Origin of the sequence: Chitinophaga sp. 180180018-3, from assembly GCF_037893185.1 — a bacterium.
Classification (GTDB): Bacteria; Bacteroidota; Bacteroidia; order Chitinophagales; family Chitinophagaceae; genus Chitinophaga.
Genome location: NZ_CP140772.1, coordinates 3,562,336 through 3,579,512, shown reverse-complemented (window position 1 = coordinate 3,579,512; position 17,177 = coordinate 3,562,336). Strand labels below are relative to the sequence as shown.

At 48.6% G+C, this 17,177-nt stretch carries 11 protein-coding genes; 1 reads left to right on the top strand and 10 read right to left on the bottom strand.

Translation table 11 applies throughout. The features are described from left to right. The 9 genes from UNH61_RS14135 to UNH61_RS14095 all read right to left on the bottom strand — a co-directional run bounded on the left by UNH61_RS14135 (nt 1) and on the right by UNH61_RS14095 (nt 13,441). Nucleotides 1-525 (bottom strand): 5'(3')-deoxyribonucleotidase, encoded by a 525-nt coding sequence (locus UNH61_RS14135; RefSeq protein ID WP_326992596.1) that lies wholly within the window; start codon nt 523-525, stop codon nt 1-3. Nucleotides 526-637: 112 nt separating this feature from the next. Then, nucleotides 638-1,399, bottom strand: a complete 762-nt coding sequence (locus UNH61_RS14130) for a DUF1080 domain-containing protein (protein WP_326992595.1) — start codon at nt 1,397-1,399, stop codon at nt 638-640. Nucleotides 1,400-1,479: 80 nt separating this feature from the next. Next, entirely contained in the window at nt 1,480-2,631 is a 1,152-nt protein-coding gene (locus UNH61_RS14125; RefSeq protein WP_326992594.1) for a Gfo/Idh/MocA family oxidoreductase, read from the bottom strand. A gap of 27 nt (nt 2,632-2,658) precedes the next feature. Further along, nucleotides 2,659-3,699: a TIM barrel protein gene (locus tag UNH61_RS14120; protein WP_326992593.1), complete on the bottom strand. Its 1,041-nt coding sequence runs from the start codon at nt 3,697-3,699 to the stop codon at nt 2,659-2,661. Between the two features lie 26 nt (nt 3,700-3,725). Next, nucleotides 3,726-4,925 carry a hypothetical protein gene (locus UNH61_RS14115; protein WP_326992592.1) on the bottom strand — a complete coding sequence of 400 codons (1,200 nt, stop codon included), beginning with the start codon at nt 4,923-4,925 and terminating at the stop codon, nt 3,726-3,728. 18 nt (nt 4,926-4,943) lie between these two features. After that, nucleotides 4,944-5,993, bottom strand: a complete 1,050-nt coding sequence (locus tag UNH61_RS14110; RefSeq protein ID WP_326992591.1) for an aldose 1-epimerase family protein — start codon at nt 5,991-5,993, stop codon at nt 4,944-4,946. 26 nt (nt 5,994-6,019) lie between these two features. After that, nucleotides 6,020-8,710 carry a c-type cytochrome gene (locus UNH61_RS14105; RefSeq protein ID WP_326992590.1) on the bottom strand — a complete coding sequence of 897 codons (2,691 nt, stop codon included), beginning with the start codon at nt 8,708-8,710 and terminating at the stop codon, nt 6,020-6,022. Between the two features lie 103 nt (nt 8,711-8,813). After that, a complete protein-coding gene (locus tag UNH61_RS14100) occupies nt 8,814-10,295 on the bottom strand; it encodes a RagB/SusD family nutrient uptake outer membrane protein (RefSeq protein WP_326992589.1) in 1,482 nt (493 codons plus the stop codon). A 23-nt stretch (nt 10,296-10,318) separates the two neighbouring features. After that, nucleotides 10,319-13,441, bottom strand: coding sequence for a TonB-dependent receptor (locus tag UNH61_RS14095; RefSeq protein WP_326992588.1), 3,123 nt, complete (start codon nt 13,439-13,441; stop codon nt 10,319-10,321). A gap of 214 nt (nt 13,442-13,655) precedes the next feature. Here UNH61_RS14095 and UNH61_RS14090 point away from each other — a divergent pair, with 214 nt between their 5' ends. Next, the gene (locus UNH61_RS14090; RefSeq protein ID WP_326992587.1) at nt 13,656-14,408 is read left to right on the top strand and encodes an SGNH/GDSL hydrolase family protein; all 753 of its coding nucleotides are present in this window, start codon (nt 13,656-13,658) and stop codon (nt 14,406-14,408) included. 301 nt (nt 14,409-14,709) lie between these two features. Here the strand turns inward: UNH61_RS14090 and UNH61_RS14085 are convergent, their stop codons facing one another. Further along, on the bottom strand, nt 14,710-17,067 hold the full coding sequence (locus UNH61_RS14085) for an ABC transporter permease (protein ID WP_326992586.1): 2,358 nt from the start codon (nt 17,065-17,067) through the stop codon (nt 14,710-14,712). Between the last annotated feature and the right edge of the window lie 110 nt (nt 17,068-17,177).

The following is a 17,177-nucleotide window of genomic DNA, read 5'->3' as shown; positions in this document are numbered from 1 at the left end:
TTACAGGAGCTTTACAGCCGCATCTTCCCAGTTCAATATCCGCTCATAACCTTCTACATGTACATTGTGATGCCCATGATACAGGTATGGCTTACCTTTGAAATTGGTGAAATTGCGAGCCAGATCATCTATCATAATATCCGCCTGTACAATGGATTTATCGCCGCAAAAACAATACTGACGCCAATTCAGAAAAGGGAAAAACTCCTGCAGCCAATCGTATTTATCTTTTAGTGAAGCAGGGAATTCCGTTGCTGCGGATACAATATACAATTGATACTTTTTATTCAGCGCTTTCAGCACTTCCTGCGCATGAGGAAAGATTTCCAGGTCGCGGAAAAATCCCGGTGTGTTGAGGTATTCTTTTACTTTATCCTTATGTTCGGGTGGAAGTACGTCAGATAAGGTTTTTCCATGAAGGTCTTCTGTGGTGAATGTTTTTCCGTAGTCCCTGTAATACCATTCCCGGGCTTTCCTGATAGGATCTGCAATGGTTTCGTCCATGTCGATGGCTATAGATAACATAGAAAAAATTATGAGTTGACAATTAACAATTAAGGATCAAAGCGAAGATAATAAACACGAAGAATTTCTTCGCAATTATCTTCCCTCTGATCCCTAACAACCAATTGTCAACTTATAATTTCCTCAGCAGCATATTCCGGTATTCGACCTTCATCGGCGGGCCTACATGGCACTGCAATCCGAGCAGGCCCAGGGCTTTGCCGTTTACTTTGTCGTTGTCGGTTACGTCGCTCATCAGAATACCGTTGATGTAGTGTTGAAGACGATTGCCACGGATAACGAGGCGGCATTTGTTCCAGTCTTCTTTTTTGATAAGCGTTTGCAACGAGTCGGAACTTCCGAGAGAACCCGTAACAACTGCCGCGCTCCATGCATTATTTTTCACGCCTTCCTGCAAACTTAATTTAGTAGGAGGGATGGTGGTTTTCTGACCACGGTAAGCAAGAGTGGTACGGCCGCGTTCTTCGTAGTTCTGACCGGTGTAGTGATTCGCGCCATCGATATCTGCCTGGTAACCCTTGAGTGCATGAGGTACGTTTTCTACCCGCACGCTGCGGTAGTTGATGCCGCTATTACCTCCTTCAGTGATCCTGAATTCGCAGGTCAGCTCAAAGTTGGCAGGCTGACCGCCTTTCCAGATCAGAAAATTATTGGTTTTCAGCAGGGTAGAAGGTGTTACTTCTCCGATCAGTATACCATTTTCTGCCCGCCAGTGAACGGAGTCGCCTTCCCAGCCCTGGAGGGTTTTGCCATCAAAGATTTTAATGAAGCCATTGTTGTTACTCATTCCGTTACCTGTCTGGCAACTGGTTCCTGTAAACAGCAGCGAAGCCGCTACAAGAGATAAAGAAAGAGCGCCGGATCTTTTCAGCATAAATAATGTTTTGTTGTTTTTTCGTTTAGACGTCACCGTTTTACCTGTGCTGGTAAACAATCTTCGTGTGACCTTCACCGTTAGGATGCATGTGTTTCCTTCCAGGTACCCGTATTGGCGGAGTCCTGTACAGCCTGACACACTTTCTGTGTTTCCAGCGCTTCTCTGAACGAAGGAGAGCAGACACCGCCGGTTTCCAGGCTTTTCAGGAAATCCGCTACCTGGTGCACAAATGAATGCTCGTAGCCGATGCCCAGGCCCGGTACCCACCATTTATTCATATATGGCTGATCACCGTCTGTAACATGTATGGAGCGCCATCCTTTTACCGTAGAGGCGTCGGCGTTATCAAAGTATTCCAGGCGGTTCAGATCGTGCAGATCCCAGCGTATGGAGGCATTTTCACCGTTGATTTCAAATGTATATAATGCTTTATGTCCACGGGCATAACGTGTTGATTCAAAAAGCCCCAATGACCCATTGCTGAAGCGGCACATAAAGGAACAGGCATCGTCGATATTTACCTTCTCGACTTTACCGGTAAGCTGATGCATACGTTCTTTTACAAACGTTTCTGTCATCGCCGATACGGTGGCGATGCTGCCATTCAGCCATAAAGCGGTATCAATGCAATGGGAGAGCAGGTCGCCCAGTACGCCGGAACCAGCCACATCTGCATCCATCCGCCACAGGCCTTCGCCACCCTGCGGAAGGTTGGCGTTGATGGTCCAGTCTTGCAGGAAGTTAGCACGGTAGTGAAATATCCGGCCCAGTTTCCCCGAGTCGATAATTTGTTTCGCAAGGGTCACTGCCGGCAAGCGCCGGTAGTTATACCAGACGGTATTCGGCACGCCCGCTTTTTCAATGGCGGTTACCATTCCTTCCGACTCTGCCAGTGTGCGTGCCAGCGGTTTCTCACAAAGGATCATTTTACCGGCAGCTGCTGCTGCAATGGCAATCTCTGCATGCTTATCATTGGGTGTACAAATGTCAACAGCATCTATATCCTCTCTGGCGATCAGCGCTTTCCAGTCGGTTTCAACGGATTCATAGCCCCATTGTTCTGCAAAGGCCCTGGCCTTGCTTTCTGTGCGGGAACAAACTGCTTTCAATACAGGCTGGTAAGCCAGTTCAGGAAAAAAATTCTTAACCCGCAGGTAGCCGTTGGAATGTGTTCTGCCCATAAAGCCACATCCTATCAATCCTATTCTTAAAGCTTTCTTATTAGTCATAGTTCTTGGTATTTGTGGATGAGTATACTATTCCCGCCATCCATGTTGCCTTCTTACTGCTATCATGGCCGCCAGTATATCATTCCAGGTTTGTGCTTTGGTCATCACTTCGTTGGGAAACATACATCCATCCCAACAGATATGGCGGAATGCTTTCGTCAACGCTCCTTTATCGTCGCGCAGCCAGAATCCCGCATCGGTAGCGATGTTCAGCTTGCCATTGGGATCGGTAGCCAGGCAGTGACGTCCGGTTTTATCGTGAGACCCACTGCCATGCACGGTGCCATCGTTCTGCGCCACATGGAAATCCATCGTCCATGGACGGAGTGCATGGGTGAGTTGCTTCAGGCCATTCACCAGTGCTTCGCGGTCGCTCCATTCGAAGTTGGCCGGCAGTATCCGGTCTTCCGGACGATTGTATCCCAGCAGATAAAGGAAAGTATGCGACATATCGGCCTGGAACCCGATATTGGAACGGTCTACTGCTTCTAATGTATCCAGCATGGTTTTCCAGCTGTGCATGCCTCCCCAGCAGATTTCCCCTTCGGCCGCCAGTTTCTCGCCGTAGTCTGCTGCTACGTCGCAGGCTTCACGGAAGGTTTGTGCAATGAGTTTAGTATTGCCCGCCGGATCTTTCGCCCAGCTTTCGGGATTAGTGGCTGAGTCGATGCGGATCACCCCATTGGGCCGTATGCCTATTTCACGCAGCCGCTTACCTACATGGCAGGCCTTGCGTACCTGCTCTACAAAACGGGCGCGCTCTTCTTTGCTGCCCATCGCTGAGCCGCCTTCCGGAGGCCAGATAGGCGCAACCAGGCTGCCAATTTCCAGCTGATGAGCCGCTACTTTATCCGCCAGCTCTTTCAGGTCGTCATCACTGCTGCCTACCGGTACATGCGGATCGAATAGTCCGATATCAATGCCGTCGAACTTCATGCCATCAACTTCTGCTGCTGCAGTCATCTGCAACAGCGTATCGAAAGAAATGATTGGCTCTGCATCGCCGCCCTTGCCTACGATTCCCGGCCAGGTGGCATTGTGTAGCTTTGGATAATTATTTTCTGTCATAACGCGGGTTTTAGGTCAGAAATGGATTAGAGCACGAGGTCGGGGTTACCCGGACCAAAATGTTTCAGCATCACAATAGGATCTGTTGCTGAAGTGTTTACTATCTTCACGCCGGCTACTGCAGCCTGTTCGCTGACGAAATATTCGTCATGAGTCAGCTGCCCGTAACGGATGAGCGCCGGAGTTTCCACATCCCATACTCCCATCTTGCCATGGCCCTGCATCATAATCATTCCGTAAGCAGCGGCATCTTTGATAATTACAGTAGCTCCGGGTGCTATCGTAAGCTCTTTTGCACTGAAGGCATCAGATTTATAACATACCCATGTTTCCGTATATCCTTCTCCGTTAGCTGCCGGTATAGGAGGCATGTACCGGTGCTGAAATAAAAGCGGATCTACATTCAGGTCCCAGTCGATCACATCCATCAGGGCATCATAGTCGCCAATGCTTTCCTGCGGAGTGCCTTTCCAGAGCAGTTCTTCAGGTATGATGGCCTCGTTTACGAGCGACTGATACATTGCAAACACATCAGAGGCTTTCTGAGGTTCATAAGTGCACATACTTCCGGGCGCGTGGAGTAAGCCCGGCGGAACATCCCATCCTGTGCCGGGTTCCAGGCGGAAGGCCTGTGAATAGTTGGTGATCTTGTTATCACCTTTGGTAAAATTCATCAGACATTCTTTGATCTGCTCACGGGTAGTGCCAGGTGCGATGCCCATAAAAGTATACGGGAAATCGCCGCCATGGTTATTCAGCTGTGGCGGAAAGTAATAGGCTTCCGGTTTGCCGGCCTGCCCGATCAGTGCTGCCTTTTCATCGTTATGATGAATATGATGGGGGAGTGGCCCCATGTTATCAAAGAATTTGGAATACATGGGCCATGCGCCGTAAGCGTCCCACAGCCGTTTCCCGATTAGTTTATCTTTTAATTCGCTGATGGCGTCTTTCAGCAGTAGCTGCCGGGTTTGGCCATTGTCGTCTGCTACTACCATGCTCATCCCTTCATTTTCGCCGGTCAGCGGACCATTCTTTGCAGGTGTGGTCGACGACAGCCAACGTTCATCGATGCCGCCACGTTCACCTCCCAGGACATAATAATCATCAGGATGCAGTTTGATCCGTCTTCCCGGCACGCAGAAAGATCTGGGCACCCAGTTAGGCGCCAGTCGGAGTATCCCTTGTCCCTGCTCAAATGCTTTTGCTGCTAAACTTTGTTTTTCCATGGGCTTGAATAATGTGGGTTATAAAAGATCAGTAATAAATTGTTTGATTTTTTCACTCGTGTGCAGCACGGCTATTTCCAGCTCATACTGCCTGCTTTCGCCTGGTTGCAGGAAAAGCAGCGTGCCTTCCCGGCGGGCTTTGGCCTGCCCGGTAGGCGGATGGGTGCCCGGTTCCAGGCCCATCACGTATTCCTGTTTGCCCCAGTGTTGCCAGTTGGTTAATACCGGCAGCTGGTCTTTACGGAAGCGGAGCGACACAGCAATTGACAATGCTGCATTGTGTACGCCGCAGGCACACCATCCATCGGTATCTGCTACCGGATCAATGATGGCCGCTTCTTCTCCGCCGCCGGCGTGGCTGTCCATCGGCGCCATGCATTTTTTGTAAGGATGTCCTTCTCTGAAAAGGTGATCCGGATTGCCTTCGCGGGAAACCCAGCTGCCTTTCCAGCAGATGTCTGCTCCTTCATCCACCAGCGGCCAGCCAAAGTTGAAATGATACAACAACATGTGCGGTGCAGTGGTGTTGCCGCGGTTGATCACTTCGTCGTGCACCTTTATGACCGCTTCACCGAGGCGGCCGGATATCGTACGTTTAAGCACGAGTTTTGGCCCCAGTACACTTACCTGCTGCATGATGCCGGTAATACTCATTTCCATGCTGCCTGCCAGCGGATCTGGCTGAATAATGGATATTATTTCGGCAGATGTGTTACTGATGGGTCCATGCAGGCCGCGCTCTCCGAATTCATCTGTTTCCGGGCCGCCCACATGCATCAGACCACAGGTGGTCATCAAACCACCGCCAAAGGTCCGGAGCCACTCCAGACCTCTATCAGCGTGGTGATTGGGGAACGTAATCCCGGTGTGACTCAGCCAGGCCAGACTATGCTGCTGATAAAAAGCATCCACGATGTCCATAGCCCGGTCGATGACCACTTTATATCTCAGACCAGTACCGGTATTGATCCAGGCTATACGGGTGCCCCTGCCGGGACCATTATCCAGTATAGCCGTTTCAATACCGCCTAGTTGTGTATGCGTGCCTATTTTATTTTCCCAAGTCATCCCTGTTCGTTTGTTGTACCGGAAAATTATTTAGCGCTAAGTTGTTTGGATGCGATAAACATGGAATCCTGTTTGTTACCACCGGATTTCAGGTAAGCCATCAGGTCTTTCAACTCTTCAGGATTTAACCGGTTAATGAGCCCGGGCAACATTACGGACACAGTAGATACTTTTGTAGCCGCAACGTCTTTCTTGGGCAGTTCACGGTGTTCCTGCGGTGCAAAAGGATTCTGGGAGATGACATACTTGTCTTTATCCTGGCTTACCAGCCGGCCCAGTACGGAGCTGCCATTCTTCAATGTGAAAACGGTAGCAGCATATTGGTCGGAGATGGTTTTGCTCGGATCTATAATAGATTCCAGGATGTCTTTGTTGGAAAAACGTGTACCCAGCTGCGTTAGATCTGGTCCGGCTACGCCGCCTTCCCCACGCATACCATGGCAGGAGCTGCACAGCGAAGTAGCAAACATCGCGCGGCCCTGTTCGAAGTTGCGGTTGGTTAACCCGCTGTCTACCACTTTCAGCGCTTCCTCCACTTTCCAGTTGCGTCCCGGGCCTTTAGGCTGAGCGAAGCCCTGGGCAAGGTTACCGCCGTTGTTGGCAAGTGAGTCACCGGAGATCTGGTTAAAGTGAGCGAATTCATTTTTAGGTACATTGGCCAATGCATTCTTTCTCGCACTGTTGATGAAACCTATGAAACTATGTCCGCCTTTGAAAGTGAATGCATGATAGAACCATTTGAAGTACTCATCCTGCAATGCCGGGGTCCAGCCATTCTTTGCCTGGCTTAACACGGTGGCGTACCAGGTTTGCTGCAGCGGAGGCATCTTAGCCAGCATGCCGGCGATATCCAGCCCGTATTGAGGATTGCGGAGTATCAGGTCGGCCGATTGCATGGCCGTTTTGTTGGCGGCAGTGTCGTCTTTTGCGCTGGCGAGCAATGCCATGGTTTTTTCCACTGACTTAGGTGCGTCGAGGTATACCAGCAGTTTGCTCAGGGAGCGGTTGAGATCATTGGTAGGCGCCGGGTAATGTGCATCGAGGTAAGCCGCCAGTTGTGCATTGAGTGCAGCGTCGGGTTTACCCATGCGTACCAGCACCAGTTCAATGGCGCGCAACAGATCGATCTGCTGATCAGCAGATAACTTCGTATAGTCGATCGTCATGAGCTGCGGCAGCAGTTGTTTCTTTACATCTTCCTTACCCTGACGCGCCAGCGCAATAGCGCCCTGAATCAGTGTTACCGGATCTTTCTCCTGTAGCACTTTGCTCTGCCACTGATTTACGGGTTGATTTTCTATCGCCACCCTGGCAGCGAAACGAATGAAGCGATCGGCGTGATTCAGCTTAGGCCATGCAAAATCCACTGCACCCGCTTTGGCACCACCATGATATTCTTCCAGTTGTTTCCGCAGCTTTGCTTCTTCAGTTGGCGCAGCAACAGCCAGTGGTTCGTTGCTTTCGTTGTTGTCTTTATAGTACACACGGTAAAGATCTGATTCCAGCCTGCGTCCGCCTGTAAGGAAGTACAGCGCACCATCCGGACCAATGGCGCCATCGGTGAGCGGCAGGGGAGAGCCGGAAAGGAATTCCTCTGCGGAGGCTTTATACGAAGCACCTTCTGGTTGCAACGATACCGCATAAATAATACCGAAGCTCCAGTCGAATGCAAACAGTGCTTTGCGGTATTTTTCGGGGAAGCGTGCTTTGCCGCCATAGATCACGTTGGTAGGAGAGCCTTGTCCGATATTCAGCAACGGAGGGAGGTTATCCGGATATGCGGGCGACCATTTCTCTGTTCCGGGGCGCCAGCCATATTCGCTGCCGCTTGTTACCTGACAAATGCGGGTCGGACGATACCAGGGCGTGCCTATGTCCCATTCCATGTCTGAATCGTACGTGAAGAGATCACCCTCATCATTGAACGCCATATCGAAAGGATTGCGATAACCGGAGCTGATCAGCTCCCAGTTGGTGCCCAGAGAGTCCAGGTGCGCAATCCAGCCGCCATGTGTATTCACCGTATTATCGTGACCGTTAGGATCCTTGATAAATGGAAAAACGTTGTCGTTGTTCCAGGATGGAGGTACGCGATAACTGTTCATCTCCGGGATTTTGGTAAAGTTTCCCGCGATCACATAGATGGATTTCTTATCCGGCGCCAGTACGATACTGTGGGGGCCATGCTCGCCTTCACCTTCCAGCGCCTTGATCAGCGTGATCTTATCGAATTGATCATCGCCATCTGTGTCCTGCAGGCGATACAGGCCGCTGCCTTTGTTAAAGCGGTCATCGCTGTTGTGATTCACCATCACATACAGGCTGTTGAAGGCATACAGCAGGCCTTGCGCATATCCCATCGATACATGCTGGGTGGAAGTATCCCTGCCAATAATCAGCTGCTCGATTTTAAGTTTGGCAGAGTCTTCTCCGACAGCGGGCAGCGTTAAGCGGTAAAGGTATCCGTACTGATCGGATACGATCATCCGGCCTTTATCATCGAAGGTCATGGATACCCAGGAGCCCTGTTTATTGTCGCCCGGACTATACAGCCGTTCAGCATGGAAACCTTCCGGCAGTTTGAGGGCATCTATTTTCGGGTTTCCGGTCGTTTTCTTCGACGTTGATTCGTTTCCGTTATTGCATGCAACTCCCGCAGCGATAACAGCGGAAAAGAGCAATAGTAGCCTGAATGGTTTCTTTTTTAACGTGGTCATAATATATATACTTGAATATTTGCTGGATGATACAGTTGGTAAGGGTCGCGGTCACTATAGCAGTAGTAATATAGCAAACGTTTTCCCGTTTTCTGCATTTTTTTTACCAACCGGGATTCTGACCAAATTTATTCAACCGTACTTCCCTTTCAGGAATAGGATACAGCAGCATATATGGTTGTATGTTATAAGACGCAGCACTTAGTCTTGATAGCCTTTTCTTTTCTTCAATGCCATGTGCTGTCATTACGGATACGGCTTTTCCGGTACGCAACAGCTGATACCAGCGTTGATCTTCGAAGGCCAGTTCTACCCGTTGTTCATGAAAAACTGTATCTCTGAATGCTGCCTGGCTTAAGGCGCCCAGTGGAGAAAGACCGGCACGTTGGCGCACAGGATTGATATACTGCAGCGGGTCTCCATTGCCGGTTTCATTGATCGCTTCAGCTAGCATTAATAGTACCTGTGAATAGCGGTACACCGGCCAGTTTTCGTTGGCGCGTCCGTCCAGCGCGTATGGCGGGTGATAAAATTTCCTGATGAATGGCATCTTGCCACCGAATGCTACTGATTCCTGGAAAGCTGCATTGGTGGGGCTGTCGTACATAGCGATGGATGCATCTTTTCTTTTGTCGTTTGCTTCGTAGGCATTTACAATGCTGGGTGTAGGAATATTACATCCACCGAGGTTGCCATTGAAACCTGTCAGATCTTTCTTCCCGTTTCTTGGTCCGAATACGAAAATATAATTGCTGAATTGTCCTTCCAGCCCGGCGTCGAATTGTACAGCGAAAACAGATTCTGAATTATTTTTCTTTGCCGGATCGAAGTTATCGGCATAGTTCCCTACCAGGGCATAGTTAAGCCCGACAACCTGTTGCAATGTGCTGACTGCTTTCGGGAAATCTTTCATAGTCATGTATACATCACCGAGCAGCGTGAGGGCGGCGCCTTTGGTAGCCCTGCCTGTTTCCGATGCAGCGTAGGTGGCCGGCAGATTAGCTGCCGCTTCAGAAGCATCTGCAATGATCTGCGCATATACTTCTTCCGGAGTAGCTTTCTTGGGGGTGATAGCCTCCTCCGGGCCTGTCACTTCTTTCACGATCAGTGGCACACCACCGAAAAGGCGAACGAGATGAAAATAATAGAGCGCACGGAGGAATTTGGCTTCACCGAGGTATTGTTTTTTAGTTGCGTCATTGGAGAATTTTACACCGTCAATACGACTTACAATTACATTCGACTGCTGTATGTTTCTGTACAGCTGACTCCATACAGCATTAACGTAGTTGTTGGTAGTAGTGATCAGGAATTCATCGATTTCTTCGCGTTGCTGTGCACCACGGTCACTTTCATCGTACTGGTAATTGGTGTTGTCTGCCCGCATTTCGGACATGGCCCAGTAGTCGCTTGTATAAAGATTCTTTAACACGCCATAGCAGCCATTTACCGCCCGCAGTATCTGAGCTTCCGTGTTATAATAGTTGTTACCGCTGGAGAACGAATTGGGTTTTACATCAAGCATATGGTTGCAGCTGCTCAGTGTCAATCCCGCGAATATGATAGAAGAAAAGATTTTTTTCATGTCTCAGTTTTTTTGGTGCTGAATTAAAATGTAAGATTGGTGCCCAGTGAGAAGATTCTCGGTACAGGGTAGTTAGAATAATCAACTCCCGGAACCAGTGCGCCACTACCGCCTTTGCCAATGTAGTTAGTCACTTCAGGGTTGCCATCATATTTAGTGAACAGGATAGCGTTCTGAATGCTGGCGTATACCCTGGCGCTTTGCAGGAATCCTTTACTCTTGCTTGGGAAAGTATAACCCAATGTGATATTCTTTACCCAGGCGTAATCGTTTTTCTGAACAGTCAGTGAGCTTACATCTCTGTACATTACTCTACCTCGTCCGGAACCATTAGTGGTAGGCACCTTTCCGTTACCCGGATTAGATTCAGACCTCCACCTGTAGGCTACATCTTTACGTACGTTGAATACACCATCTATATTTCCGTTATAGTCGTTGGTAGCATGTATCCTGTCGGCTCCCATAGAACCCACTACCAGCACGCGCAGATCCAGGTTCTTATAAGTGAGGGTGTTGGTCATGCCCCAGTTGAATTTCGGATAAGGATTGCCGATGATGGCAAAGTCTTCCACCGGGTTGATTACACCATTTCCGTTGATATCCTTGTAGCGGATATTACCGGGGATAGCACCGGGGAATGCAGGGCCCTTATCCACTTCTGCCTGGTTCTGATAGATCCCGTCGAATACATACCCGAACAGCATGGCCAGCGGCTTGCCTACCATAGTGATATTGGTGGGGTTACCCTCGCTACTGTTACCGGAGTAGATAGGTGCATTGTCAGTACCCAGTTTCAACACTTTATTGCGGTTGAAGGCGATGTTGAAACTGGTGGTCCAGCTAAACTGTTTAGTTTCTATGTTACGGGAGGATATACCGATTTCAAGTCCCCTGTTTTCCATATCACCGCGGTTTTCAGTAACGTTGCCGAAGCCGCTGGACTGCGGGATCTCTACATTCAGCAACAAATCCTGCGTATTACGTTTATAGAGATCGGCAGTGAGGTAAACCCTGTCTTTCCATAATCCCAGGTCAAGACCAATATTCAACTCGCGCATTTTTTCCCATCCCAGTACCGGGTTACCGAGGGTGTTCATCACACGGCCTCCAACAAGGCTTCCATTGAACACATAATTGCTGGTTCCGATATTGCTCATATACGAATAGTTACCAATGTTGAAGTTACCGGTGAAACCATAAGATACCCTCAGTTTAAGATCGCTTATCAGCGCAGAATTTTTCATGAATTCTTCCTGTGAAATCCTCCAGCCCAAAGCAACAGAAGGGAAGGTTCCCCACCGGTTCTTGGGACCAAACCTGGATGAACCATCACTTCTCACTGTAGCGGTAACGAGGTATTTGTCTTTATAACCATAGTTGATCCTGGCCAGATACGACAACAGCGCCCAGTCGGTAATATCTGTACCACCGGTAATGGTAGCAGCAGCATTGAGTGTTTTGATATCATCATCAGGGTAGTTCGCGCCATTGAACGAAGCGTAGTTTTCGCGTTGTGATTGCACGGTGTAACCGAGCAGACCAGTGAAGGAATGTCCGTTGCTGGTGTTGTACTGATACGTCAAAGTATTTTCATTCAGCCAGTTCAGGTACTCTCCTGAGTTGTAGCTGCCCGACGGAATGCTTGGTGGCGCAGCGTTTACGTTAGCCAGCGTAGAGGGCCGGAAATACTCATTGCTGCCTTGTTGATAATCTACGTTAAAGGTAGACTTGAATTTCAGGTTTTTGATAATTTCCCATTCACCGTACACATTGAAGAGGATACGGCTGCTTTTGCTCTTGTTGGTGGTTTCTTTCATCACCATCACCGGGTTAGGCAAACCGAATGTTCCAGGGCTTTGTATGTAAGCGTTATAGGAACCGTCTGGCTTATAGATAGGTTCTATAGGGCTGGCAATACCAAAATTTTCCCCTCTTCCTTCTCCAAGAAAACCACCTTTACGAAGGGTGTAGGAGGGAGCGATGTTGAAACCTACCTTGAAGCGATCGGTCAGGGTAGCGTCTACATTGGCTCTAACGCTGAAGCGCTGATAGCCGGTGTTGATCATTACACCGTCCTGGTTGAAATATCCTGCGGAAATATAAGTGCGCAGTTTTTCGGTACCTCCGCTCAGCGAAAGGTTGATATCCTGCATGGGTGCTACTCTTGTAACGGCATCGAACCAGTTGGTACCTTTTCCTATTTTTTCAGGATAACGGTATATCTCGGGAATATCATCGAGTGTTGGCTCGCGATGCTGTGTAAAGCGGATATTATCTTCTATGGCCTCTTTTCTGAACTGAGCAAACTCCTGTCCGTTCATAAGGTTCGGGCGGCCTTTCTGTGGAATGGACTGAATACCGTAGTTGGCAGACAATTGTATTTTCGGTATACCGGAACTACCTCTTTTGGTAGTGATCAACACTACGCCATTAGCGCCTCTGGAACCGTAGATGGCAGTTGCAGACGCGTCTTTCAGTACTGCCATTGATTCAATGTCCTGCGGATTAATCGCGTTCATCGGGTCGTTCACCTGGTCGGAGGTGGAACCCAGCGGAAACCCGTCCACCACATATAATGGCTGACTACCGGCGCCCACAGCACCGATGCCGCGCACCTGTACCTGTGGTCCGCCACCGGGGATACCGTTGGAAGTGCTTACCTGTATACCCGCAATCTGACCGGCTAAGGCCTGGTCCGGACCTGCAATAGGCATATCCTTGATGTTCTTCATCGTAACCAGTCCTACGGAACCGGTTACATCTTTCTTTTGCTGGGTACCATAACCCACCACTACTACCTGGTTCAGCTGTTTGTTGCTGGATTCCAGTGTAATACTGATTTTGTTCCGGCTGCCTACATGAACAGTGCGCGTAAGATAGCCGATCATACTGAATACCAGTGAATCGGATGGCGCTGCTGAAATAGTGTAGCGGCCATTGGCATCGGAAAATGTACCTGTGCTGCTCCCTTTAACGCCAACGGTTACACTGAGAAGTCCACCGCCGGTTGCGGCATCGGTTACCTGTCCGCTAATGTTGGCCTTTTGTGCTACAGTACTCTTCGACAATAATAAAAGTGCTAGTGTAAATCCGTACGTTACAATACAGGTACGTGCCTTATGATAAAGATGGAAAACTTTAATCATAACAAGTGGAATTTTAGAGGTGATAAAACGGCGATTCTTTGTGGTTTTAAATTTAATAGAAGAATCATACATTCCTATCCTGTTGCGTCCTGTACTGTCCTGTACTGTCCTGTTACGGAACATCAATTCCTGTTACAGCAAACAACCTGTATATATTTTTCTAAAAACGCTGCAGAAAAAAATATTAACTTTCTGATCTTTAATAATTAATCCAATGAACTACTCAATGCTCCGATTTACATTACTGGTGATGCTTTCCCTCGCAGGAACAACAACCTTCGCGCAAACGAATGATACCGATGAAGCAGCTAAGCAAAAGAAGCAACAGGAAGAACTGATGAAACAGGACTGGGCCTGTTTGAAATGTTTCCAGGAGGCAAATACACAGGTGGCACCTCCCAAGGCTGGTGAACAGCGCGTTGTGTTCATGGGTAATTCGATTACGATAGGATGGGGGAATCTTAATCCGGAATTTTTTGAAGGTAAGCCTTATATTAATCGTGGTATCAGCGGGCAAACTACACCGCAGATGCTGATCCGTTTCCGCCCGGATGTAATCAATCTCAAACCTAAGGTAGTAGTGATGCTGGCAGGTACTAATGATATTGCCGGTAACACCGGATATACATCAGTGGAAACTATTTTCGGCAATCTGGTTTCCATGGCGGAACTGGCTAAAGCCAACGGTATCAGGGTGGTAATCAGCTCTGTATTGCCGGTATATGATTACCCCTGGAGAAAAGGACTGCAGCCGATAGAGAAAATAGCTGACCTTAATCAGCGGCTCAAAAAATATGCTGTTGCCAGCGGTTGCGTATATCTCGATTATTATACCGCTATGGTGGATGAACGGAAAGGCCTTAAAGCTGATTTTACTTACGATGGCGTACATCCTAACAAGGCAGGTTACCTGGTAATGGGGCCATTGGCGGAGAAAGCCATTGCAGCTGCTTTGAAGAAGAAGTAATGGGGCCTGATCTTTTTGCTGAAACAACTGCTGATACGGCATCTTGCTATATAAAACAAAAATAATAACAGGTAATTATATAGTACAGCTGCTGCAATATGTAATTTTCACGCGGGAATATTTTTTTTGCCGTAAATTCATGGTTCACCAAAAAAAAGGAGGTATTCATGTTATCTACGACATATGCATGGACACCTGAGGTTAAGCACTGATTTAACCCGGTCGGCTCCATGAGACGTTCGTTAACGCAGGCGCGTTAAAGCATCCCGGAGTATTCCGGGATGTTTTTTATAGCTGATAACTAATTCCTCAAGCTCCTCACCGGATCGGCAAGACCAGCTTTAACCGCCTGATAGCTGATAGTAATCCCTGCTATCAGCAGTGATATGCCGATGGCAATCAGGAAAGTACCACCACCAATGCTGGTTTGATAAGCAAAATGACCGAGCCATCGATGCATGGTATACCAGGCCAGCGGGCCCGCTATGCAAAAAGCAATAAAGATCAACAGGATGAATTCCCGGGCGAACAAACTTACAATCTGGGGAAGTCCTGCACCAAGTATCTTGCGGATACCAATTTCCCGGGTTCGCTGTGCAGCAGCAAATGCAACAAGGCCATATAGTCCCAGACAACCAATCAGGATGGCGAGCGAAGAAAACAATTTAAACGCCGTATATACTTTCTGCTCCTGCTTATACATGCCGGCGATGCGATCGTCCAGGAATTCATACTCAAACCGGTAATCCGGGAACATACCAGACCACAGCTTATCTATACGGGCAATGGTGTTAGGCATATCGGTGGCAGCCAGCCTCACCGCCGCCATGCCAAAGTGATTCGGGTCATATTCCAATACACAGGGTCTTCTTTTCTTATGCCTGGATTCACTCTGATAATCTTTTACCACGCCCATAATGGTTACCGGGGCATTGTTGATGTAGAAACGCTTTCCCGGCGCCTGGTCAGGATCCCGGATACCCAGCTTGTGCAGCATAATTTCGTTCACGACTACACGCCGTAATGTGTCGTTGGCACCACGTTTCCGGATAGGCTCTCCGGCCAGCAACCTGAGTGAGAACATGTCCATATAATGCTCATCTACTGCTTTTATTTCTGTTACATCATTTTTTACAAGACCTGCCTCCGGGCAATTGAATGCTGCAAAGCCACTTGGGCCTACAGGAGCGCCATTAGCGATGCTCACCTGGCGTACGCCCGGGAGTAACGATAACTGCTCCCGCAGCAGCTCTCTTTTATTATCATTGGGTATGTTGAAGGAAAGCACGGCATTTTTATCAAAGCCCAGGTCTTTGTTCTGCAGGAAATCCATCTGGTAGCCAACAATCAGGGTACAGGCGATCAGCACCTGCGAAATACCAAACTGCGATGATACCAGTATCTTGCGGATACCCAGTCCTTTGATCTTTATTCCTGTATTGGCTTTTAAAGAAAGGGCGGGCTGGAAAGCAGATTGAACAAAAGCAGGATACAACCCCGCCAGCAATATAACAACAACGGTAATGCCTCCCAGTAAGCCCATTATAGCCGGTTGCCAGAATTGCGCAGCGCTGATCTTCATACCCATCCAGGTGTTGATCAGCGGCAGGGTAGTGGCGGCCAGCAATGTACCCAGCATTACTGCTATTACTACCAATACCGTGGTTTCGATGAGAAACTGCCCGATCAGCTGCCCTTTGTAAGCACCCAGTACCTTGCGTACGCCCACTTCTTTGGCCCGGCGTATAGCCTGCGCCGTGGCCATATTGATGAAATTGATACTGGCAGTGATGATGATCAGGAGCGCAATCGCAGAAAGCCCCCAGTATGTTTCACGACTGGTAGTAGTATGAACAGGATTACCGAGATAGCGCTGATCAAAGTGTATCTCTTTTAAAGGCTGTAGCAGCAGTTTGGTTTCTTTGGCCACATCGGCCCCCCAGTTACGGGAAATGAAATCAGGCAGGCGGGCTGTCAGTCGCGCCGGATTGTAATGTTCCGGAAGCACAATATAGGTATGACCCCCATTGATGCTAAAGAACTGTACATGTGCCAGTATATCTTTCTTTACAGTAGCAAAGGAAACCAGGAAGATAAAAGGCTGGCTGCTGTTCTGTGGCGGATCGGCCACCACGCCGGTTACTTTCAGGTTCAACTGATTGTTGAGGTTGATCATTTCCCCGAGTGGGTCTTTAGAGCCGAAGTACTTTCTGGCAATACTTTCCGTGAGTACCACTTCGTCTGGCTCACTCAGCGCCGTACGGGGATCCCCGGCCAGCCACCGGTGATCAAAGACCCGGGGAAAGTATTCATCTGCATAAGCATATCCCCCTTCATTGTACCTGGTATCGCCGATAGTTATCAGCCCGTTGGTCTGGTACCAGTACTGTGATACGTTTTCCAGCTCAGGAAAATCATTCTTCAACGCTTCCGTTACCGCCATCGAAACACTGGGATTAAAATCCAGCCCGTTCATAGTAACCCGGTAAATACGGTCGGCTTTTTTATGCCAGCTATCGTAGTTCAGTTCATTTTTCACAATGAGGAATATCAGCAGGCAGGCGGCAATGCTGATAGTCAGGCCGGATATATTGAGGATAGAATAACCAATGTTCCGTAAAAGGTTTCTGGAGGCGGTTTTGATATAGCTACTGATCATGAATGAGCAATTACAAGTGCAGCCTGCTACCACTAACGAGAGACCATAAACTAAATATATGATTATCAATTTATAATAAATTGATAATTCAACGGAATTGTCCGCTTTTA